Raw genomic sequence first — 17,085 nt, forward strand, 5'->3', positions numbered from 1 at the left:
GCCAGGAGGCGGGCGGTCAGAACCCCGGACCGCCCATCCTGTCCCCGGCCGCCGCGAGGCGCCCCCACAGCAGATCGGCGAGAGACCTCACCAACTCGGCCCGGGAGCACGGCCGCTCCCCGAGCCACCAGTCCCCGGCCGCATGCATCATCCCGACGATCCCGTGCCCCCAGACCCGGGCGAGCTGCTGGCTCCCGGGCCCGAGATCCAGCCGCTCCTCGATGACCTGGGCCAGTTCCTCACCCATCCGCCGGAGCAGTGGAGCCGAATGCTTGCCGACGTCGAAGCCCGGTTCGCCCCCCTGGCTTCCCTCCGCCGGATGCATGAGGAACCGATACACCTGAGGCCGTGCCTCGATCGCCGCGAGATAGGTGTCCAGCGTGGACTCCACGCGCTCCCGTCGCTCGGCCGGGGCGTCCAGTGCCGCCCGCAGCGAGTCGAGGAGAGCGTCCGTGTGCCGCTTGGCCAGGGCCGCGTAGAGCCCGCCCTTGTCGCCGAAGTGGCGGTAGAGGATCGGCTTGGTGATTCCGGCCTCCGCCGCGATGGCGTTCATCGAGGCCTGCGGGCCGTCACGCAGAACGACTCGGTCCGCCGCCTCCAGCAGCTCGCGCCGTCGGCGGTCGGCGGACCGCTGCTGATCGGTCCGCTGCGTGGTGTCCATGTGCTCTCCCCACCCGTGCTGATTCGGTGACGCCTGCGCAAACTAACACTGTCCACGCCCCTGACATCGAACGGGATGCCGAGGCGTCATCGGGAGTTGACTTTTCCTACCGGTCAGTAACACACTCGGGTTACCGCTAGTAACACCGTACGCGCCGCCGCTGGAGGGGACATGGCCGAGTTCACCATGGAGCTCAACGACGAACAGAAGGAGGTCCGGGACTGGCTGCACGGTTTCGCCGCCGACGTGATCCGCCCCGCGGCCGCCGAATGGGACGAGCGTGAGGAGACTCCCTGGCCGGTCATCCAGGAGGCCGCGAAGGTCGGCATCTACTCCCTCGACTTCTATGCGCAGCAGTACTTCGACCCCACCGGCCTCGGTATTCCGATGGCCATGGAGGAGCTGTTCTGGGGCGACGCGGGCATCGCCCTCTCCATTGTGGGCACCGGCCTGGCCGCCGTGGGCGTTCTCGCCAACGGGACCGAGGAGCAGATCGGCACCTGGATCCCCCAGATGTACGGCGACGCGAACGACGTCAAGGTCGCCGCGTTCTGCTCCTCCGAGCCCGACGCCGGGTCCGACGTCGCCTCCATGCGCACGCGTGCCGTGTACGACGAGGCCAAGGACGAGTGGGTGCTCAACGGTACGAAGACCTGGGCGACCAACGGCGGCATAGCCAACGTCCACGTCGTCGTCGCGGTCGTCGACCCGGAGCTCGGCTCCAAGGGCCACGCCTCCTTCATCGTCCCGCCGGGTACGCCGGGCCTGTCCCAGGGGCAGAAGTTCAAGAAGCACGGCATCCGCGCCTCGCACACCGCCGAGGTCGTCCTGGAGAACGTGCGCGTTCCCGGCTCCTGCCTGCTCGGCGGCAAGGAGAAGCTGGACGAGCGGCTCGCCCGGGCCCGGCAGCGGGCGAAGGCCTCCGGCGGTGAGCGGGTCAGGAATGCGGCGATGGCCACGTTCGAGGCGTCCCGCCCGGCCGTCGGCGCGATGGCGGTGGGTACCGCGCGGGCCGCGTACGAGGTGGCTCTCGACTACGCGACGACCCGTGAGCAGTTCGGGCGGCCGATCATCGACAACCAGGGCGTGGCCTTCCAGCTCGCGGACATGCGCACGCAGATCGACGCCGCGCGGCTGCTCGTGTGGCGTGCCTCCTGGATGGCGGTCAACGGCAAGCCGTTCACCGCGGCCGAGGGCTCCATGTCCAAGCTGTTCGCCAGCGAGACCGCGAAGAAGGTGACCGCGCAGGCGATCCAGATCCTGGGCGGCAACGGGTACACCAGGGAGTACCCGGTGGAGCGGATGCACCGGGACAGCGCGATCTACACGATCTTCGAGGGTACGAGTGAGATCCAGCGGCTGGTGATCGCGCGGACCCTGTCGGGGATGCCGATCCGGTAGCGTCGTGGGGACGCTCAGCGGTGTCTCAGAGGCGTGAGTTGCTCGATGTCGTACCGCCTGCGGAGTTCCTCGATCGCCTCGTGGTCCGGCGGCCCCCCGTTCCCCAGGATCTCCAGCAGCTCCTCGAAGTAGCGCTCGTGATCGGGGGGCGGGGACGCCTGGAAGAACATCTTCGCCGGGGTGTCCGTCGGGTTGGCGAAGGCGTGTGGGCAGCCGGGGGGTACGACGATCACCGTGCCCGGGGTTGCCCGTACCACACGGCTGCCCGAACTCGACTCCCACTTCTGCCAGTTGTCGGGGGTGCGGACACGCGGCTCGAAGGCGAGCACGTCCAGTTCGCCGTCGAGGACGTAGAACAGCTCCTCGCTGCGCGTGTGCACATGGGCACCGACGTCGAAGCCCGGCGGGACCTCCACCTCGAAGGTGGAGGCCGTGCGCGAATGGGTGCCGGTGACCTTGAACGTCACGCGCTGGGCGGACGTCGCGACGACGCGGCCATGGCCGGGAGGCACCAGCAGTCCCTCGGTCTGCGTCGCCTCCCGGACCGGCGCGTCCGCCCGGGCCTGTGCCACTCCTCGGGCCGCGGACCCTTCCGGTACCGCCAGCCCCTCGGTCGTCGTCATCGGCCGCTCACCACGTCACGGGCAGGGCTTCGGGCCCGCGGATCAACGCGCCCTTCTTGAAAGGCACCTGTCCTGGCGGTACGGCGAGCCGCAGACCCGGCAGCCGGTCCAGCAGGGCGTCCACCAGGAGCTCCGACTCCAGCCGCGCCAGCATGCCGCCGGGGCAGTAGTGCGGGCCGAAGCCGAACGCCACGTGCGGGTTGGGGCTGCGGGAGAAGTCGATGGTCTCCGGGTCCGTGAAGACGCCCGGGTCGCGGTTGGCGGCCAGGTAGGAGACGTAGACCGCGTCGCCCGCGCGGATCCGTACACCCCTGATCTCCACGTCCTCCAAGGCGATCCGGGCGAGGCCGACGGCGTTGCGGTGAGGGATGAAGCGCAGCAGTTCGTCGATCGCCCTCGGGCGGATCCCCGGATCGGAGCGCAGCCGTGCGACCAGGTCGGGGCGGGTCAGCAGCAGGTAGAACAGCTGGCCGCTGTTGTTGGTGACCGCCTCCCCGCCGATCTGGAGGAGGACGGCGAGACCGACGGCCTCCTCCAGGGTGACCTCGCCCCGGCCCACGGCGGCGCCGAGCAGCGAGGTGACGTCCTCGGCGGTGCTGCCCTCGCGCAGCCCGACGAGATCGGAGAAGTAGGCGCTCATCTCGCGCTTGGCCTTCTCGCTGGCCTCCTTTCCGTGCGCGGAGGACAGGATCAGCTGGGTCCAGGTGTGCATGTCGGGCCGGTCGCCCGCCGGGACGCCCATCAGCTCGCAGATCACCGCGATCGGGAAGGGCGTGAGGACCGTCGCCGTCAGGTCGGCGGGCGGGCCGTCCTGGAGGAGTTCGTCGACCAGCTCGTCCAGCATGCCGCGCGCCTGCGGCCGGATCCGCTCCACGCCCTTCGCGGTGAACGCGGCGGCGACCGAACGCCGCAGCCGGGTGTGGTCGGGCGGATCCAGGACGCCGACCGCACCCCGGTCCGGGATGTAGTGCGGGGCGAGCCGGGTCACCTGCCTGCCCATGACCGCCGCGCGGCTGAAGCGGGAGTCGTTGGTCACCATGCGCACGTCGTCGTACCGGGTGACCAGCCACGCCCAGCCTTCGCCGCTGGCCAGCTGGACGCGGGTGACCGGGCCCTCGCGCATCAGGTCGGCCAGCACCGGGTCGAAGTCCGTCCCGGTCAGATCGAACGCCGGCCAGTGCCGGATCGGGGGCAGGGTCTCGGTGAGGGTCTCCTCGCTCATCGAGTCGTCCCGCTGTCCTGGACCCAGCGGCCCACGGTCATCTCGGCGGTGATGCCGGGACCGAACCCGGCCAGCAGCCCGCGCGCCCGGTGTTCGGCACCGCCTTCCTCGAACAGCCGGCGCAGCGCGTCCAGGACGACGGCGCTGGCGATGTTGCCGTACTCGGTGAGCGTGGCCCGGCTGAACCGGAACGCGTGCGGGTCGACCTGCAGGAACTTGCTGAGGTCGTCGAGTATTCGGGGGCCGCCCGCGTGGATGATGTAGAAGTCCAGGTCGGCGGCGTCCCAGCCGTGCGTGCCCGCGAGGTCCTGGAGCGCCGGGGCGAGCGGCTCCATGGTGGTCGGCACCCGCTTGTCCAGCAGGAAGTGGAAGCCGGTGGCCCGGACGTCGTACGCGATCCAGTCCTCGGTCTTGGGGATCAGGTACGAGCCGTTGCGCTCCAGCTGGACGCCCGATCCGCCCCGGCCGCGCACCACGGCAGCGGCGATGCCGTCGCCGAACAGGCCGTTGGACAGCAGCGAGCCGACGCCGAGGTCGGTGGGCTGGTAGCACAGCGAGCAGAACTCGCAGGCCACGATGAGGGCGTTGCCCTCGGGGTAGGCCGAGCAGAAGTCGTGGGCCCGGTTGATGGCCGCGCCGCCGGCCGCACAGCCCAGCTGGGCTATGGGGAGCTGGCGGGTGTTGGACGGGAAGTCCATCTCGTTGATCAGCCACGCGGTCAGCGACGGCATCATGAAGCCCGTGCACGACACGTAGATGATGACGTCGATGTCGGAGGTCAGGACCTCCGCTTCGTCGAGCGCGCGCTGGATCACCGCGGGGACGCGGGCCTTCGCCTCGGCCTCGTAGAGCTTGTTGCGTTCCTCGAACCCGGGGTGTTTCAGGGTCTCCTCGATGGGCTGCACGATGTGCCGGGTGCGGACGCCCGTGTTCTCGATCAGCCGGAGGGCCAGCGGGAGCTGGGGGTGGTCCGCGTGGTGCGTACGTGCCAGCTCCAGCGTCTCCTCCATCGTGATGACGTGTTCGGGTACGGACACCGAGGGTCTGCACAAAGTCGCCATGAGCCGTCCCTGCTTTCGCCGTCCGCGGACTCGCGCCCGCCGGTGAGAAGGTGGTCCACCCAGGTTCACCCGAGGGGGCGACGATCTCTCGTCGGATTACTCCGAATCGGGGACAAGGGGTATGTATCGGACCTGGAATCCGTACATCCCCCAGGAGGACCCGATGGCGCCCGAAGCCGCAGAACTACTGGCCGGCACGACCGCTCAACTCGCCCCGGACCCGCGGACCAACCGCCTCGTCCCGCTGATCGCCGGGGGCGTGGCGAGCGGCGAGATCCTCGCCGCCCTGGCGCTGGAACAGCGGTGGGTGATCGCCGCGGACCGGCGCGCCTTCGTACACCTGGCGGAGCGCGCGGCCGGCTCCCGCACCGCGGCCGCTTTCTTCACCTCGCTCGCCGAGGGTGAGACGCTGGCGGGGGAGCATCTGGCCGCGTTCGCGGCGGCATCCGGCGTGACCGGGGAGCAGACGCGCGCGTACGTTCCCCGCCCCGGCTGCCAGGCCTACCCCGCCTACGTCTCCTGGCTCGCCCTCAACGCCTCCCCGGCCGACGCGATCCTGGCCCTCACCGCCAACTTCTCGGCGTGGGGCGGCTATTGCGCCCGCATCGCCGAAGGCCTGCGCCGTCACTACGGCTTCTCGGACGAGGCCTGCGCCTTCTTCGACTTCTTCGCGCAGCCGTCCCCCGCCTTGGACGCACAGGCGACGGCGGCAGTGGAGGAGGCACTGGAATCCGGCCGACTGAACACCGGCCTGGCCCGCGCCTACGGAAGCCTGCTCCAGTCCTACGAGGCGATGTTCTGGAACTCGCTGGGGGAAACTCCCTAGCCAGGAGCTCCACTGCTGTGGGCGATGCACGCCACGTCGATACGATCCGCGAGCTTCGCCAGCTCGATGGTCAACGCGGCGACCGTATCCTCGTCGAGCCCCTGCTCCCCGGCCTCGACAAGATGCAGCCACCGCCCACCGACGGTCCGCAACAACTTACTCACGTCGGCCGCGGCAACCTGCAGGGCACCGCGGTCGTCGACGATCAGAGGCAGAGTCACTTCGCGGTTCACAAACGGGATGGTAGCCGCGCAGTCCTCACGCACCCTGCCAAACCGTGGTGATGTTGCAGAACTCCCGGATTCCGTGCCCGGACAGCTCACGCCCGTACCCGGACCTCTTCACACCGCCGAAGGGGAACGCCGGATGGGAGACGGTCATCCCGTTGACGTACACGCCACCCGCCTCCAGGTCCCGCGCGAACCGCTCCACCTCGTTCTCGTCCTGCGTCCACACGTTCGAACTCAGCCCGAAGAAGGAGTCGTTCGCGATCAGGATCGCCTCGTCCAGGTCGTCGGCCCGGTACAGCGTGGCGACCGGTCCGAACGCCTCCTCGCGGTGGATGCGCATCTCCCGGGTGATGCCCGCCAGGACGGTCGGCGGGTAGAACCAGCCCGGCCAGTTGGGGCGTTCCCCGCCGCACAGCACCCGGGCGCCGCTGCGCTTCGCGTCGTCGACCAGCTCCTCCAGGTCGACCCGGCCCTGCTCGGTGGCGAGCGGCCCGACCTCGGTGTCCTCCGCCAGCGGGTCACCGATCTTGAGCGCCTTCATGCCCGCGACGAACTTCTCGGCGAAGGTGTCGTACGCGTCGGTGTGCACGATGAACCGCTTCGCCGCGATGCAGGACTGTCCGTTGTTCTGCACCCGCGCGGTCACGGCGACCTGCGCCGCCCGGTCGAGGTCGGCGGAGGGCATGACGACGAACGGGTCGCTGCCGCCCAGCTCCAGCACCGTCTTCTTGATCATCTCGCCGGAGGCGGCGGCGACGGCCCGCCCGGCCGGCTCGCTGCCCGTGAGCGTCGCGGCCTTCACCCGCTCGTCGCGCAGGACGCCGTCGACCGCTCCCGAGCCGACCAGCAGTGTCTGGAAGCAGCCCTCCTTGAAGCCCGCCCGGTGGAACAGGTCCTCCAGGTACAGGGCCGTCTGGGGGACGTTCGAAGCGTGCTTGAGCAGGCCCACGTTGCCCGCCATCAGCGCGGGTGCGGCGAAGCGGATGACCTGCCACAGGGGGAAGTTCCACGGCATCACCGCGAGGACGGGCCCGAGCGGCCGGTAGCGCACCCGGACCCGCGAGGCGCCGGAGTCCCGCACGTCCGCCTCGGCCGGTTCCTCGTCGGCGAGCAGTCCCTCGGCGTGTTCGGCGTACCAGCGCATCGCCTTGGCGCACTTCGCGGCCTCCGCGCGGGCCTGCTTGACCGGCTTGCCCATCTCGGTGGTCATGACCCGGCCGATCTCCTGCTGGTCCTCCTCCAGCAGGTCGGCGGCCTTGTTCAGCAGTCGGGCGCGTTCGGCGAACGTGGTCGTCCGGTACGTGCGGAACGTCGCCTCGGCGAGCTGGAGCCGGCGTTCCAGCTCCTCCTCACCCATGGGCTCGTACGTCTTGAGCGTCTCGCCGTTCGCCGGGTTCACCGTCGCGATGGGCATGGCTGACCTCCCTGGGAGCGGGCTTGCTTCGACCTTCGCGCGCGGCGGTGCCGACCGCAACGCGTAGGCCCCCCTCAGCCCGAGTGCTCCTCCAAGCGGTCGAGAAACGCGGCCTGAGCCGTGATGATCAGCGCCCGGGCCCGGTCCAGGCCGAACCACGCCACCCGGTCCAGCTCCGGGAACTCCTGCGTCCGCCCGGACCTCGGCGGCCACTCCATGGTGAAGGTGCCGGGGGTTATCGCCTCCGGGTCCAGGTCGGCCTCGATCGCCCACACGGTCACGATCTTGCCGTTGGCCTGCGCGACCTCGCCCAGCGGTACGGCCTGCCCGTCGGGCGGCGCCAGCCCCAGCTCCTCCCGGAACTCGCGCCGGGCCGCTTCCCAGGCGGGCTCGTCCGGCTCGTACTCGCCCTTGGGCACGGTCCACGCTCCCGCGTCCTTCTTCGCGAAGAAGGGACCGCCCATATGGCCGAGCAACACCTCCAGCCTGTCGTCGGTGTGCCGGAACAGCAGTAGTCCCGCGCTGCGCTTCGTCGTCCGCACCGTCACGGCTTGACCTCCGGGTGGGCCGCCAGCAGGGCCTCCACCGTATCGGCCTGTGCCGCCCTCTTGTCCTCGCGGTATCGGACCACGCGGGCGAAGCGCAGGGTGACGCCGGCCGGGTAGCGGGAGGAGCGCTGCAGGCCGTCGTAGGCGATCTCCACGACGAGTTCCGGGCGTACGGTGACCAACCGGCCGTCGTCCTCGACGGCCAGCTCCCGCAGCCGCTCGGTCTGCCAGGCGAGCATCGCGTCGGTCATGCCCTTGAAGGTCTTGCCGAGCATCGCGAAGGTGCCGTCCGGGTTGCGGGCGCCGAGGTGGAGGTTGGAGAGCCTGCCGGTGCGGCGGCCGTGGCCCCACTCGGCGGCCAGGACGACCAGGTCGAGCGTGTGCACGGGCTTGACCTTCAGCCAGGACGCACCGCGCCGGCCCGCGCTGTAGGGGGCGTCCAGCGCCTTCACGACCACGCCCTCGTGGCCGCGGGCGAGGGTGTCGGCGAGGAAGCGTTCCGCGTCGGGAACGTGCTGCGGCCCCGACGCCACGGTCCGGCGGACCCGCAGCGGCGCGGGCACCAGATCGGCCAGGAGCGCGTGCCGTTCGGAGCACGGGAGGTCGAGGACGTCCTGGCCGTCGACCAGCAGCACGTCGAAGAAGACGGGGCAGACCGGCACCTCCGCGGCGGCCTTCGCCACGTCGGTCCGGGAGCCCACCCGGCCCGCGGTCTCCTGGAAGGAGCGGGGCCGGCCGTCCGCGCCGAAGGAGATCACCTCGCCGTCGAGGATGAACCGGTCGCTCGCCAACCCCAGGGCCGCCCGGGTCACTTCGGGCAGCCGGTCGGTGATGTCGTCCAGCGTCCGGGTGTGGATCCGGACCGCGCTGCCCTCCCGGTGGACCTGGACCCGGATGCCGTCCAGCTTCTCCTCCACCGCGCACGAGCCCAGCTTCTCGACCGCCTCGGCCACCGAGGAGGCGCTCTGCGCCAGCATCGGCAGCACCGGGCGGCCGACCGTGAGCCGGAACCGGTCCAGCGTCCCGGGCCCCTGTGCCAGCAGGGCCTGTGCCACCGTCTGCAGCGACCCGGCGAGCATCACCGCGCGCCGGACGTCCGCCGGATCCGCGCCGGTCGCCTGCGCCAGACCCTCCACGGCGACCGCGTCCAGCGCGCCCTGCCGCACCTCACCGGTGAGCAGGCCGCGCAGGAAGTGCTGCTCCGCCCCGGTGGCCGCGCCCATCAGCTCGCCGACGATGCGGGCCCGCTCCGCCTGGGAGCCGGCCCCGGACACCTTGCCCAGCCCGCCGAGCCGGGCGTCGACCTCCCGCACGGTCAGCGAGGGCTCGGCGGCCGGCGGGACCGGTCGGCTCAGCACCTTCCAGCCGACGCCGAGCCGCCCCTGCGGCAGCCGTCCGGCCAGGTAGGGGATGACGATCGGCACGTCGTCCGCCTCCGCTTCCCGGAACAGTTCCGCGAGCAGCGCGGTCTTACGGGACCGGGCGGCCGTCGCGGCGACCTCCCGGGACACCTCGGCGAGCCGGGACAGCAGCATGCAGTCATGGTTGCACCGCGGGTGCGGTCTCTACACCCGCACGGCCGCGTCGAGATCCGCGAAGAGCAGCTCGCCGTTGATCGCCGCCCCGGCCCGGTAGCCACGGCTCGCCGCGTTCACCACCTGCTCGGCGAAGCCGCCGGCGTTGCCCGCCGCCCACAGGCCCGGCACGGTCGTCAGGCCCCGCTCGTCGAGCACCGGGAAGCTGCCGAAGGGAGTCTCGCGCAGTTCCGCGCCCAGCCGCACGAGCAGGGCGTTCTGCGGAACGGCACGCGGCGCGACATACAGCACCTCGCGGTCGTGGACCATGCCGTCCGCGAGCCGTACTCCGGTGAGTCGGTCCTCCTCGGCGAGCACCTCCGCGACCGGACCGGGTACGACGGTGACCCCGGCGGCGGCCAGCCTGCGCCGGTCCTCGTCCGCCAGCTCCGTCTCGCGCACCTCGTGCAGGAAGAACCGCACGTCCTTCGACCACTGCGTCACCATCAGCGCCTGGTGCACGCTCGTCGGGCTGCTCGCGAGCACGCCGGTCGCCCGGTCGCGGGCCTCCCAGCCGTGGCAGTACGGGCAGTGGATCACGTCCCGGCCGAACCGCTCGGCGAGCCCCGGGACCGGCGGCAGCTCGTCCTTCAGGCCGGTGGCGACCACCAGCTGCCGCGCCCGTACGGTCCGGCCGCTCGCGAGCACCACGGTGAAGTCCTCGGCCCTGGTCGCGTCCACGGCCCGGTCCCGGACCAGCTCCACGCCGTACCGCGCGATCTCCTCGCGCCCCACGGCCAGGAACTCGGCGGGCGGCATGCCGTCCCGGGAGAGATAGCCCTGCAGGTGCGCGGACGGCTCGTTGCGCGGCTCGCCCGCGTCGACCACCAGCGTGCGCCGCCGGGCCCGGCCCAGCACCAGCGCGGCGGACAGGCCGGCCGGGCCGCCCCCGACCACCACCACTTCGTACGTCTCGGTCACGGTGACCACCTCCGCGTCCGACGGTCGCCCACCCGCTGCCGCATTGACAAACTTCTTTGCCGAATCTGCAATACGGGCATGAGTACCGAGAACACCGACGACGTCCTGGCGGGCGTGGGCCCGAGGCTCCGGCGGATCCGCAAGGAACGGGAGGTGACCCTGGCGGCGCTGTCCGAGGCGACCGGCATCTCCGTCAGCACCCTGTCCCGGCTGGAGTCCGGTCTGCGCAAACCGAGCCTGGAGCTGCTGCTGCCCATCGCCCAGGCCCATCAGGTGCCGCTGGACGAGCTGGTCGGCGCCCCGCCGGTCGGCGACCCCCGGGTGCGTGCGAAGCCCCTGGAGCGGCACGGCCGTACCTTCTGGCCGCTGACCCGCCAGCCCGGCGGCCTCCAGGCCTTCAAGGTCCGCGAACCCGAGCGCAGGCAGGAGCCGGAGCCGCGCACCCACGAGGGCTACGAGTGGCTGTACGTGCTCTCGGGCAGGCTCCGGCTGGTGCTCGGGGAGCACGACGTGGTGCTGTCGGCGGGGGAGGCGGCGGAGTTCGACACGCGGGTACCGCACTGGTTCGGGTCGACGGGAGAAGGGCCGGTGGAGTTCCTCAGCCTGTTCGGTCCGCAGGGGGAGCGGATGCACGTACGGGCGAGGCCGGCGCGCAAGTGACGTGCCCGGCCTGTTTCCCGAATGGCAAGCGACCGCTTAGTATGCGATCGGACCCGGTCAGACGAAGCAGTCCCGTGGAGGCCCCGCATGCAGGCATGGCAAGTGCACGAGAACGGTGAGCCGAGCGAGGTGATGCGCCTGACGGAGGTGGAGCGGCCCACGCCCGGCGAGGGCCAGGTGCTGCTGCGCGTGCGCGCCGCCAACATCAACTTCCCGGACGCCCTGATGTGCCGGGGGCAGTACCAGATACGGCCGCCGATGCCCTTCACACCCGGTGTGGAGATCTGCGCCGAGACCGAGGACGGCCGCCGGGTGATCGCCAACCCCGCGCTGCCGTACGGCGGCTTCGCCGAGTACGCGCTCGCCGACGCCCGCGCCCTGCTGCCCGCCCCCGAATCCCTGGACGACGCCGAGGCCGCCGCGCTGCACATCGGCTACCAGACGGGCTGGTTCGGCCTGCACCGCCGCGCCCGCCTGGAAGCGGGGGAGACCCTGCTCGTGCACGCCGCCGCCGGCGGGGTCGGCAGCGCGGCCGTACAGCTCGGCAAGGCGGCCGGAGCCACCGTGATCGGCGTGGTGGGTGGTGCCGACAAGGCCGCCGTCGCCCGGGAGCTGGGCTGTGACGTGGTCGTCGACCGCCGCACCGAGGACGTGGTCGCCGCCGTGAAGGAGGCCACCGGCGGCCGGGGCGCCGACGTGATCTACGACCCCGTCGGCGGCGCGGCCTACGCCCAGTCCGCCAAGGTCGTCGCCTTCGAGGGCCGGATCGTCGTGGTCGGCTTCGCCAGCGGCACCATCCCGAGCCCCGCGCTCAACCACGCGCTGGTGAAGAACTACTCGATCCTCGGCCTCCACTGGGGCCTGTACAACACCAAGAACCCGAAGCTGGTCCTGCACTGTCACGAGCAGCTCACCGAGCTGGCCGCACGGGGCGCGATCAAGCCGCTGGTGAGCGAGCGGGTACCGCTCGCCGACGCCGCCGCGGCCGTGCAGCGGGTCGCCGACGGGGTGACCACCGGCCGGGTGGCCGTGGTCATGGACAAGGGAGCCGCCGCGTGATCGACGCCGAAGAACTGCGCCGCCGTACACAGGAGTTGCTGGCCGCGCATCCGCCCGCTGCCACCGACCGCCTCGACTTCCTCAAGGCCCGCTTCGACGCGGGGCTGGCCTGGGTGCACTACCCGGGGGGCCTCGGCGGACTCGGTGTCCCGCGCTCCCTGCAGGTCGTCGTGGACGCCGAGCTGGAGGCGGCCGGCGCTCCCGACAACGACTCGCGCCGCAACGGCATCGGGCTCGGCATGGCCGCCCCGACGATCCTCAAGTACGGCACCGAGGAGCAGAAGCAGCGCTATCTGCGACCGCTGTGGATCGGCGAGGAGGTGTGGTGCCAGCTGTTCAGCGAGCCCGGCGCCGGCTCCGACCTCGCCGCGCTCGGCACCCGGGCCGTGCGGGAGGGCGACGAGTGGGTGGTCAACGGGCAGAAGGTGTGGACGTCCGGCGCGCACAACTCCCGCTGGGCCATCCTCATCGCCCGCACCGACCCGGACGTGCCCAAGCACGCGGGCATCACCTACTTCATCTGCGACATGACCGACCCGGGCGTCGACGTGCGGCCGCTGCGCCAGATCACCGGCGAGGCCGAGTTCAACGAGGTCTTCCTCACCGACGTCCGCATCCCCGACTCCCGGCGCCTCGGCGCGGTCGGCGACGGCTGGCGGGTCGCCCAGACCACGCTCAACAACGAGCGCGTCGCCATCGGCGGCATGCGCCTGCCCCGCGAGGGCGGCATGATCGGCCCGGTCTCCAGGACCTGGCGGGAACGCCCGGGACTGCGCACCCACGACCTGCACCAGCGGCTGCTGAAGCTCTGGGTCGACTCCGAGGTCGCCCGGTTCACCGCCGAGCGGCTGCGCCAGCAGCTCGTCGCGGGCCAGCCCGGCCCCGAGGGCGCCGGCATGAAGCTCGCCTTCGCCCGCCTCAACCAGGAGATCAGCGGTCTGGAGGTCGAACTCCGGGGCGAGGAGGGGCTCCTCTACGACGACTGGACGATGAGGCGCCCCGAACTGGTGGACTTCGTCGGCCGCGACGCCGGCTACCGCTACCTGCGTTCCAAGGGCAACAGCATCGAGGGCGGGACCAGCGAGGTCCTGCTGAACATCGTCGCCGAGCGCGTCCTGGGCCTGCCCGCCGAGCCGCGCACCGACAAGGACGTCGCATGGAAGGACCTGGCCCGATGAGCACACAGCCGGATCTGCTCTACTCCGAGGAGCAGGAGGCGCTGCGCGCCGCGGTCCGCGACCTGCTCACGGACCACTGCGACGCGGCCGGCGTGATCGCCCGCACCGAGTCGGACGCCCCGCACGACCTCGCCCTGTGGAAGTCCCTCGCCGACGGCATGGGCCTCGCCGGGCTGCTCGTGCCCGAGGCACAGGGCGGCCAGGGCGCCACCCACCGTGAAGTGGCCGTCGTCCTGGAGGAGCTGGGCCGGGCGGTCGCGCCCGTCCCGTACCTCACCAGCGCGGTGGTGGCCACCGAGGCCCTGCTGGCCTGCGCGGACGAGGAGCTGCTGGGCCGCCTGGCCTCCGGGCGCGCCATCGGCGCCCTCGCGGTCGGGCTGCACTCGGCCGCCGGCGCCGCCGTCAGGACCGTACGGCTGGAGAACGGCACCCTGCACGGGGAGCTGACGGGCATCGCGGACGCGGCCGCCGCCGACGTCCTGCTCGTCCCGGCCGACGACGGCGGGCTGTACGCGGTCTCCTCCGACGCCGTGACCGTCACCCCGCAGACCTCCCTGGATCTGACCCGCCCGCTCGCCACCGTCACCCTCGACGGCGCGCCCGGCCGCCGTATCGGCGACGCGGAACCCGCCGTACGACGGGCCCTGCGCAGCGCCGCCGGACTGCTCGCCTCCGAGCAACTCGGCGTCGCCGACTGGGCGCTGACCGAGACCGTCCGGTACCTGAAGGAGCGCAAGCAGTTCAACCGGCCGGTCGGCGGCTTCCAGGCGCTCAAGCACCGGCTCGCCCAGCTGTGGCTGGAGGTCGTCAACCTCCGGGCCGCCGCCCGCGCCGCCGCCGACGCGCTCTCCTCCGGCGACGACGCCGACGTCACGGTCGCCGTCGCCCAGGCGTACGCGGCGCCCGTCGCCGTCCACGCGGCCGAGGAGGCGGTGCAGCTCCACGCCGGTATCGGCATGACCTGGGAACATCCGATCCACCTGTACCTGAAGCGGGCCAAGGCGGACTCGATCGCCTACGGCACCGCGGGCGCCCACCGGGAGGCCCTGGCCGAACTGGTCGACCTCCGGGCGCCCTGACCCACGGCGCGTGAAGCCTGCCCCACCTGGGGCGGGCTTCTTCGGGCGCACCCCCACCGCCAAGTGAACAGAGGGCAGCGGTCCGGCCAACTCAGCGCAGGACAGGGCCATTTGAGCGGAGTGCGCACGCATACTCTCCCCGGTCCCCTCCGGCCCCTCAAGGGAGGCAGCGCATGGCCCTCATCACCCGTCGCAGAGCCCTCACCACCTTCGGCGCCGCCCTCGCGGGCGCGGGCGCCCTGCCCGCCGGCCAGGCCCGGGCGGGTGGCGGCGGCCGTGGCCCGCGCCCGTTGTGGCACGCGCACGCCCACAACGACTACGAGCACTCGCGGCCCCTGTTCGACGCCCTCGGTCACCGCTTCGGCAGCGTCGAGGCCGACATCTTCCTCGTCGGCGACCAGCTGCTCATCGGGCACGACAGCTCCGAGCTGGACCCGACCCGCACCCTCGAGTCCCTCTACCTCGACCCGCTCGCCGCCCGCGTCAAGGCCAACCACGGCTGTGTGTACCGGGGTTGGCGCAAGCCGCTGCAGCTCCTCATCGACATCAAGACCGAGGGTTCCTCGACGTACGTCGAACTCGACCGGCACCTGCGGCGCTACCCGCAGCTGTTCACCCGCTACGCGCACGGCCGGGTCCACCACGGTCCGGTCACCGCCGTCGTCTCCGGTGACCGCGCGGCCCGTGTCCCCATGGAGGCCCAGACCGGGCGCCGGGCCTTCTACGACGGCCGGCTCACCGACCTCGGCGGTCCGGCCCCCGCCTCCTTCGTCCCGCTGATCAGCGACAACTGGACGCTGAACTTCACCTGGCTGGGCGAGGGCCCGTTCCCGGACGCCGAGCGGGAGAAGCTGCGCGATATCACCGGTGCCGCCCACGCGCGAGGGCAGCGGATCAGGTTCTGGGCGACCCCGGACGCGGCGGGTGCTTCCCGGGACGCCCTGTGGACGGAACTGCTCGCCGGTGGCGTCGACCACCTCAACACCGACGACCTCACCGGTCTCGAGGTCTTCCTGGACGCACACCAGTCCGGGTAAGACCACTCGATCGGAGGACATGTCAGCCGCCCGGACGAACCCCCCGCTACGCCACACTTGCGGCCGAACGCCGCTCATGGGGCGTGGCGGAGGAGGTTCCCGATGGCCGTTTCCATCTCTGTGGTGCTGCTGCTCCTGATCATTGTCGTGATCTTCATGCGCAACGGCGCCCTGAAGATCTCGCACGGCCTGGTCTGCATGCTGCTCGGCTTCTACCTGGCCAGCACCAGCATGGCGCCCACGATCCACAGCGGCCTCACCGCGACCGCCGACCTGGTGGGCAGCCTGCGGCCTTAAGGCCTGTCCGGCAGGCCCTGGGGCCTGTGCGCCGTCGCGCTCAGGACGAGAAGACCCCGATGCCGTTCGGGACCGGGCGCTCGGCGCCGCCGCTCGGGTGGTTGCGGACCGTCACGCTGCTCGCTCCCGTGTCCCGGGTGGCCATCTCGGTCGAGCCGCCGCCGTCGAGGTTGAACGCGTCGGACGCGCCCAAGTCGGCCATGAGGTCGGCCTCTTCGGCGATGGTCATGCCCGTGCGGTAGGCCGCCGCCCCGTCCAGCGCGAGCAGCAGCATCCTGTGCCCGTCGTCCGCGAGGCCCACGACGGTGCGCACGGCCGAGGTGCTGTCGTCCAGGCCGGACAGCGGCCTGCCGTCCCGCAGGACCGGGTAGCCGCCGATCGCGAACCTGTACGGGACCTTGGCCGTGGCCGCCACCAGGTCGTGCGTGACGGTCACCTCGTCACCCACGGACAGCTTGCGCAGCTGCTGCGCGCCCTCCTCGCGCCCCACCAGGACCGTGGTGTCCGCGGGGATCGGGCCGCTGCCCGGGGCATCGGAGGCGGAGACCACCTCACCGTCCCGCACCTTCACCTCGTGGGTGTCCTTGCTGCACGCCCCCGCCCGGTCGGTGTCCGTGCCGCAGGTGGCACGCTCCCGGGAGACGCTGCCCCACCGTGAGGTGAAGGCGCCGACGGAGTTCTGCGGCAGCGCGTACTGATTGAGGCCCCTCAGCGGGATCCGCCCGTCCGGCGTGCCGACCGAGCCGCTGAGGGTGAGGCGGTCCAGCCGGGCCCGTCTGTCGGTGCCCACGCCGAGGACGTCCGTCGTGGTCGTCCCGGGCGGCAGCGAGGGCCCGAACCGCTGCCCCTTCGGCACCGCCGCCTTGAGCACCTGCCCGCCCGCGATCGCCGGTCCCACGGTCGCGCCCGTCGCCTCCACGCCCGGGTGCTGCGTCTCGCTGATGTTGAAGAAGTCGCCGTTGACCCCCGCGACCGCGCCGGCCGAGTCGGCCAGCTTGGAGACGGTCGCCCGGGCCGCCACCGACCCCGGGTACAACAGATCCAGTCGGACATGAGGATTGTTCAGATCGACGGTGAGCAGGTGGGCGTGTGCCTTGCCCGCCGCCTCCTCGATGTCGAACTGCCGGTAGGCGACACCGGGCGCGACCCGTCTGCCCAGCGGTACGGCACCGGCCGGTGCCGCCCCCGCCAGGGCCGCACCGGCCAGTACACCGAACGCCGTGAGAACCGTGAGAACCGATCTGCCTGCCGTCTTCTGCCGCCGATCGTGCGCCACTGCGCCCCCTGATGTCTC

Annotated in this window: 18 protein-coding genes; 8 read left to right on the plus strand and 10 right to left on the minus strand. The window is 71.8% G+C overall.

What is annotated here, in order from left to right:
- Positions 1-16: 16 nt before the first annotated feature.
- On the minus strand, positions 17-661 hold the full coding sequence (locus tag FB157_RS36705) for a TetR family transcriptional regulator (RefSeq protein WP_145885044.1): 645 nt from the start codon (positions 659-661) through the stop codon (positions 17-19).
- Between the two features lie 171 nt (positions 662-832).
- On the opposite strand from FB157_RS36705, the gene FB157_RS36710 reads away from it, so the two are divergent.
- On the plus strand, positions 833-2,062 hold the full coding sequence (locus tag FB157_RS36710) for an acyl-CoA dehydrogenase family protein (protein WP_145885045.1): 1,230 nt from the start codon (positions 833-835) through the stop codon (positions 2,060-2,062).
- A 14-nt stretch (positions 2,063-2,076) separates the two neighbouring features.
- Here the strand turns inward: FB157_RS36710 and FB157_RS36715 are convergent, their stop codons facing one another.
- The 3 genes from FB157_RS36715 to FB157_RS36725 all read right to left on the minus strand — a co-directional run bounded on the left by FB157_RS36715 (position 2,077) and on the right by FB157_RS36725 (position 4,968).
- The gene (locus tag FB157_RS36715) at positions 2,077-2,574 is read right to left on the minus strand and encodes a cupin domain-containing protein (RefSeq protein WP_261386771.1); all 498 of its coding nucleotides are present in this window, start codon (positions 2,572-2,574) and stop codon (positions 2,077-2,079) included.
- A 118-nt stretch (positions 2,575-2,692) separates the two neighbouring features.
- Positions 2,693-3,907 carry a cytochrome P450 gene (locus FB157_RS36720; protein WP_145885046.1) on the minus strand — a complete coding sequence of 405 codons (1,215 nt, stop codon included), beginning with the start codon at positions 3,905-3,907 and terminating at the stop codon, positions 2,693-2,695.
- Entirely contained in the window at positions 3,904-4,968 is a 1,065-nt protein-coding gene (locus FB157_RS36725; protein ID WP_145885047.1) for a type III polyketide synthase, read from the minus strand. The genes FB157_RS36720 and FB157_RS36725 overlap by 4 nt, the downstream gene beginning before the upstream one ends.
- A gap of 163 nt (positions 4,969-5,131) precedes the next feature.
- Here FB157_RS36725 and FB157_RS36730 point away from each other — a divergent pair, with 163 nt between their 5' ends.
- On the plus strand, positions 5,132-5,794 hold the full coding sequence (locus tag FB157_RS36730) for a transcriptional regulator (RefSeq protein ID WP_145885048.1): 663 nt from the start codon (positions 5,132-5,134) through the stop codon (positions 5,792-5,794).
- On the opposite strand, the gene FB157_RS36735 is transcribed toward FB157_RS36730, so the two are convergent.
- The 5 genes from FB157_RS36735 to FB157_RS36755 all read right to left on the minus strand — a co-directional run bounded on the left by FB157_RS36735 (position 5,791) and on the right by FB157_RS36755 (position 10,481).
- The gene (locus FB157_RS36735; protein ID WP_145885049.1) at positions 5,791-6,027 is read right to left on the minus strand and encodes a DUF6213 family protein; all 237 of its coding nucleotides are present in this window, start codon (positions 6,025-6,027) and stop codon (positions 5,791-5,793) included. The two genes, FB157_RS36730 and FB157_RS36735, sit on opposite strands and share 4 nt — an antisense overlap.
- Positions 6,028-6,052: 25 nt before the next feature.
- Positions 6,053-7,438 carry an NADP-dependent succinic semialdehyde dehydrogenase gene (locus tag FB157_RS36740; RefSeq protein ID WP_145885050.1) on the minus strand — a complete coding sequence of 462 codons (1,386 nt, stop codon included), beginning with the start codon at positions 7,436-7,438 and terminating at the stop codon, positions 6,053-6,055.
- A 74-nt stretch (positions 7,439-7,512) separates the two neighbouring features.
- Positions 7,513-7,986: an NUDIX domain-containing protein gene (locus FB157_RS36745; RefSeq protein WP_145885051.1), complete on the minus strand. Its 474-nt coding sequence runs from the start codon at positions 7,984-7,986 to the stop codon at positions 7,513-7,515.
- On the minus strand, positions 7,983-9,521 hold the full coding sequence (locus tag FB157_RS36750) for an ATP-dependent DNA ligase (RefSeq protein WP_145885052.1): 1,539 nt from the start codon (positions 9,519-9,521) through the stop codon (positions 7,983-7,985). The genes FB157_RS36745 and FB157_RS36750 overlap by 4 nt, the downstream gene beginning before the upstream one ends.
- Before the next feature lie 30 nt (positions 9,522-9,551).
- Positions 9,552-10,481, minus strand: a complete 930-nt coding sequence (locus FB157_RS36755) for an NAD(P)/FAD-dependent oxidoreductase (protein WP_145885053.1) — start codon at positions 10,479-10,481, stop codon at positions 9,552-9,554.
- Between the two features lie 78 nt (positions 10,482-10,559).
- Here FB157_RS36755 and FB157_RS36760 point away from each other — a divergent pair, with 78 nt between their 5' ends.
- From FB157_RS36760 to FB157_RS36785, 6 genes are all read left to right on the plus strand, one after another.
- Positions 10,560-11,141: a helix-turn-helix domain-containing protein gene (locus FB157_RS36760; protein ID WP_145885054.1), complete on the plus strand. Its 582-nt coding sequence runs from the start codon at positions 10,560-10,562 to the stop codon at positions 11,139-11,141.
- Between the two features lie 87 nt (positions 11,142-11,228).
- Positions 11,229-12,200, plus strand: a complete 972-nt coding sequence (locus FB157_RS36765) for an NADPH:quinone oxidoreductase family protein (protein WP_145885055.1) — start codon at positions 11,229-11,231, stop codon at positions 12,198-12,200.
- Complete coding sequence (locus FB157_RS36770) at positions 12,197-13,378, plus strand: acyl-CoA dehydrogenase family protein (protein ID WP_145885056.1); 1,182 nt, start codon at positions 12,197-12,199, stop codon at positions 13,376-13,378. Before FB157_RS36765 ends, FB157_RS36770 begins: the two co-directional genes overlap by 4 nt.
- Positions 13,375-14,457, plus strand: coding sequence for an acyl-CoA dehydrogenase family protein (locus tag FB157_RS36775; RefSeq protein ID WP_145885057.1), 1,083 nt, complete (start codon positions 13,375-13,377; stop codon positions 14,455-14,457). The genes FB157_RS36770 and FB157_RS36775 overlap by 4 nt, the downstream gene beginning before the upstream one ends.
- 173 nt (positions 14,458-14,630) lie before the next feature.
- Positions 14,631-15,494 carry a phosphatidylinositol-specific phospholipase C/glycerophosphodiester phosphodiesterase family protein gene (locus FB157_RS36780; RefSeq protein ID WP_145885058.1) on the plus strand — a complete coding sequence of 288 codons (864 nt, stop codon included), beginning with the start codon at positions 14,631-14,633 and terminating at the stop codon, positions 15,492-15,494.
- Between the two features lie 102 nt (positions 15,495-15,596).
- Entirely contained in the window at positions 15,597-15,791 is a 195-nt protein-coding gene (locus tag FB157_RS36785) for a hypothetical protein (protein ID WP_097256038.1), read from the plus strand.
- A gap of 40 nt (positions 15,792-15,831) precedes the next feature.
- Here FB157_RS36785 and FB157_RS36790 read toward each other — a convergent pair whose 3' ends face one another.
- On the minus strand, positions 15,832-16,998 hold the full coding sequence (locus FB157_RS36790) for a phosphodiester glycosidase family protein (RefSeq protein ID WP_398947845.1): 1,167 nt from the start codon (positions 16,996-16,998) through the stop codon (positions 15,832-15,834).
- Positions 16,999-17,085: the final 87 nt, after the last annotated feature.

The organism is Streptomyces sp. BK340 (genome assembly GCF_007827595.1).
Classification (GTDB): domain Bacteria; phylum Actinomycetota; class Actinomycetes; order Streptomycetales; family Streptomycetaceae; genus Streptomyces.

What these genes read in the sequence shown, in the direction of transcription:
- FB157_RS36780 (WP_145885058.1), top strand. Translation starts at nt 14,631, where the DNA reads ATGGCCCTCATCACCCGTCGCAGAGCCCTCACCACCTTCGGCGCCGCC.
- FB157_RS36730 (WP_145885048.1), top strand. Translation starts at nt 5,132, where the DNA reads ATGGCGCCCGAAGCCGCAGAACTACTGGCCGGCACGACCGCTCAACTC.
- FB157_RS36775 (WP_145885057.1), top strand. Translation starts at nt 13,375, where the DNA reads ATGAGCACACAGCCGGATCTGCTCTACTCCGAGGAGCAGGAGGCGCTG.
- FB157_RS36785 (WP_097256038.1), top strand. Translation starts at nt 15,597, where the DNA reads ATGGCCGTTTCCATCTCTGTGGTGCTGCTGCTCCTGATCATTGTCGTG.
- FB157_RS36705 (WP_145885044.1), bottom strand. Translation starts at nt 661, where the DNA reads ATGGACACCACGCAGCGGACCGATCAGCAGCGGTCCGCCGACCGCCGA.
- FB157_RS36710 (WP_145885045.1), top strand. Translation starts at nt 833, where the DNA reads ATGGCCGAGTTCACCATGGAGCTCAACGACGAACAGAAGGAGGTCCGG.
- FB157_RS36720 (WP_145885046.1), bottom strand. Translation starts at nt 3,907, where the DNA reads ATGAGCGAGGAGACCCTCACCGAGACCCTGCCCCCGATCCGGCACTGG.
- FB157_RS36760 (WP_145885054.1), top strand. Translation starts at nt 10,560, where the DNA reads ATGAGTACCGAGAACACCGACGACGTCCTGGCGGGCGTGGGCCCGAGG.
- FB157_RS36750 (WP_145885052.1), bottom strand. Translation starts at nt 9,521, where the DNA reads ATGCTGCTGTCCCGGCTCGCCGAGGTGTCCCGGGAGGTCGCCGCGACG.
- FB157_RS36740 (WP_145885050.1), bottom strand. Translation starts at nt 7,438, where the DNA reads ATGCCCATCGCGACGGTGAACCCGGCGAACGGCGAGACGCTCAAGACG.
- FB157_RS36765 (WP_145885055.1), top strand. Translation starts at nt 11,229, where the DNA reads ATGCAGGCATGGCAAGTGCACGAGAACGGTGAGCCGAGCGAGGTGATG.
- FB157_RS36725 (WP_145885047.1), bottom strand. Translation starts at nt 4,968, where the DNA reads ATGGCGACTTTGTGCAGACCCTCGGTGTCCGTACCCGAACACGTCATC.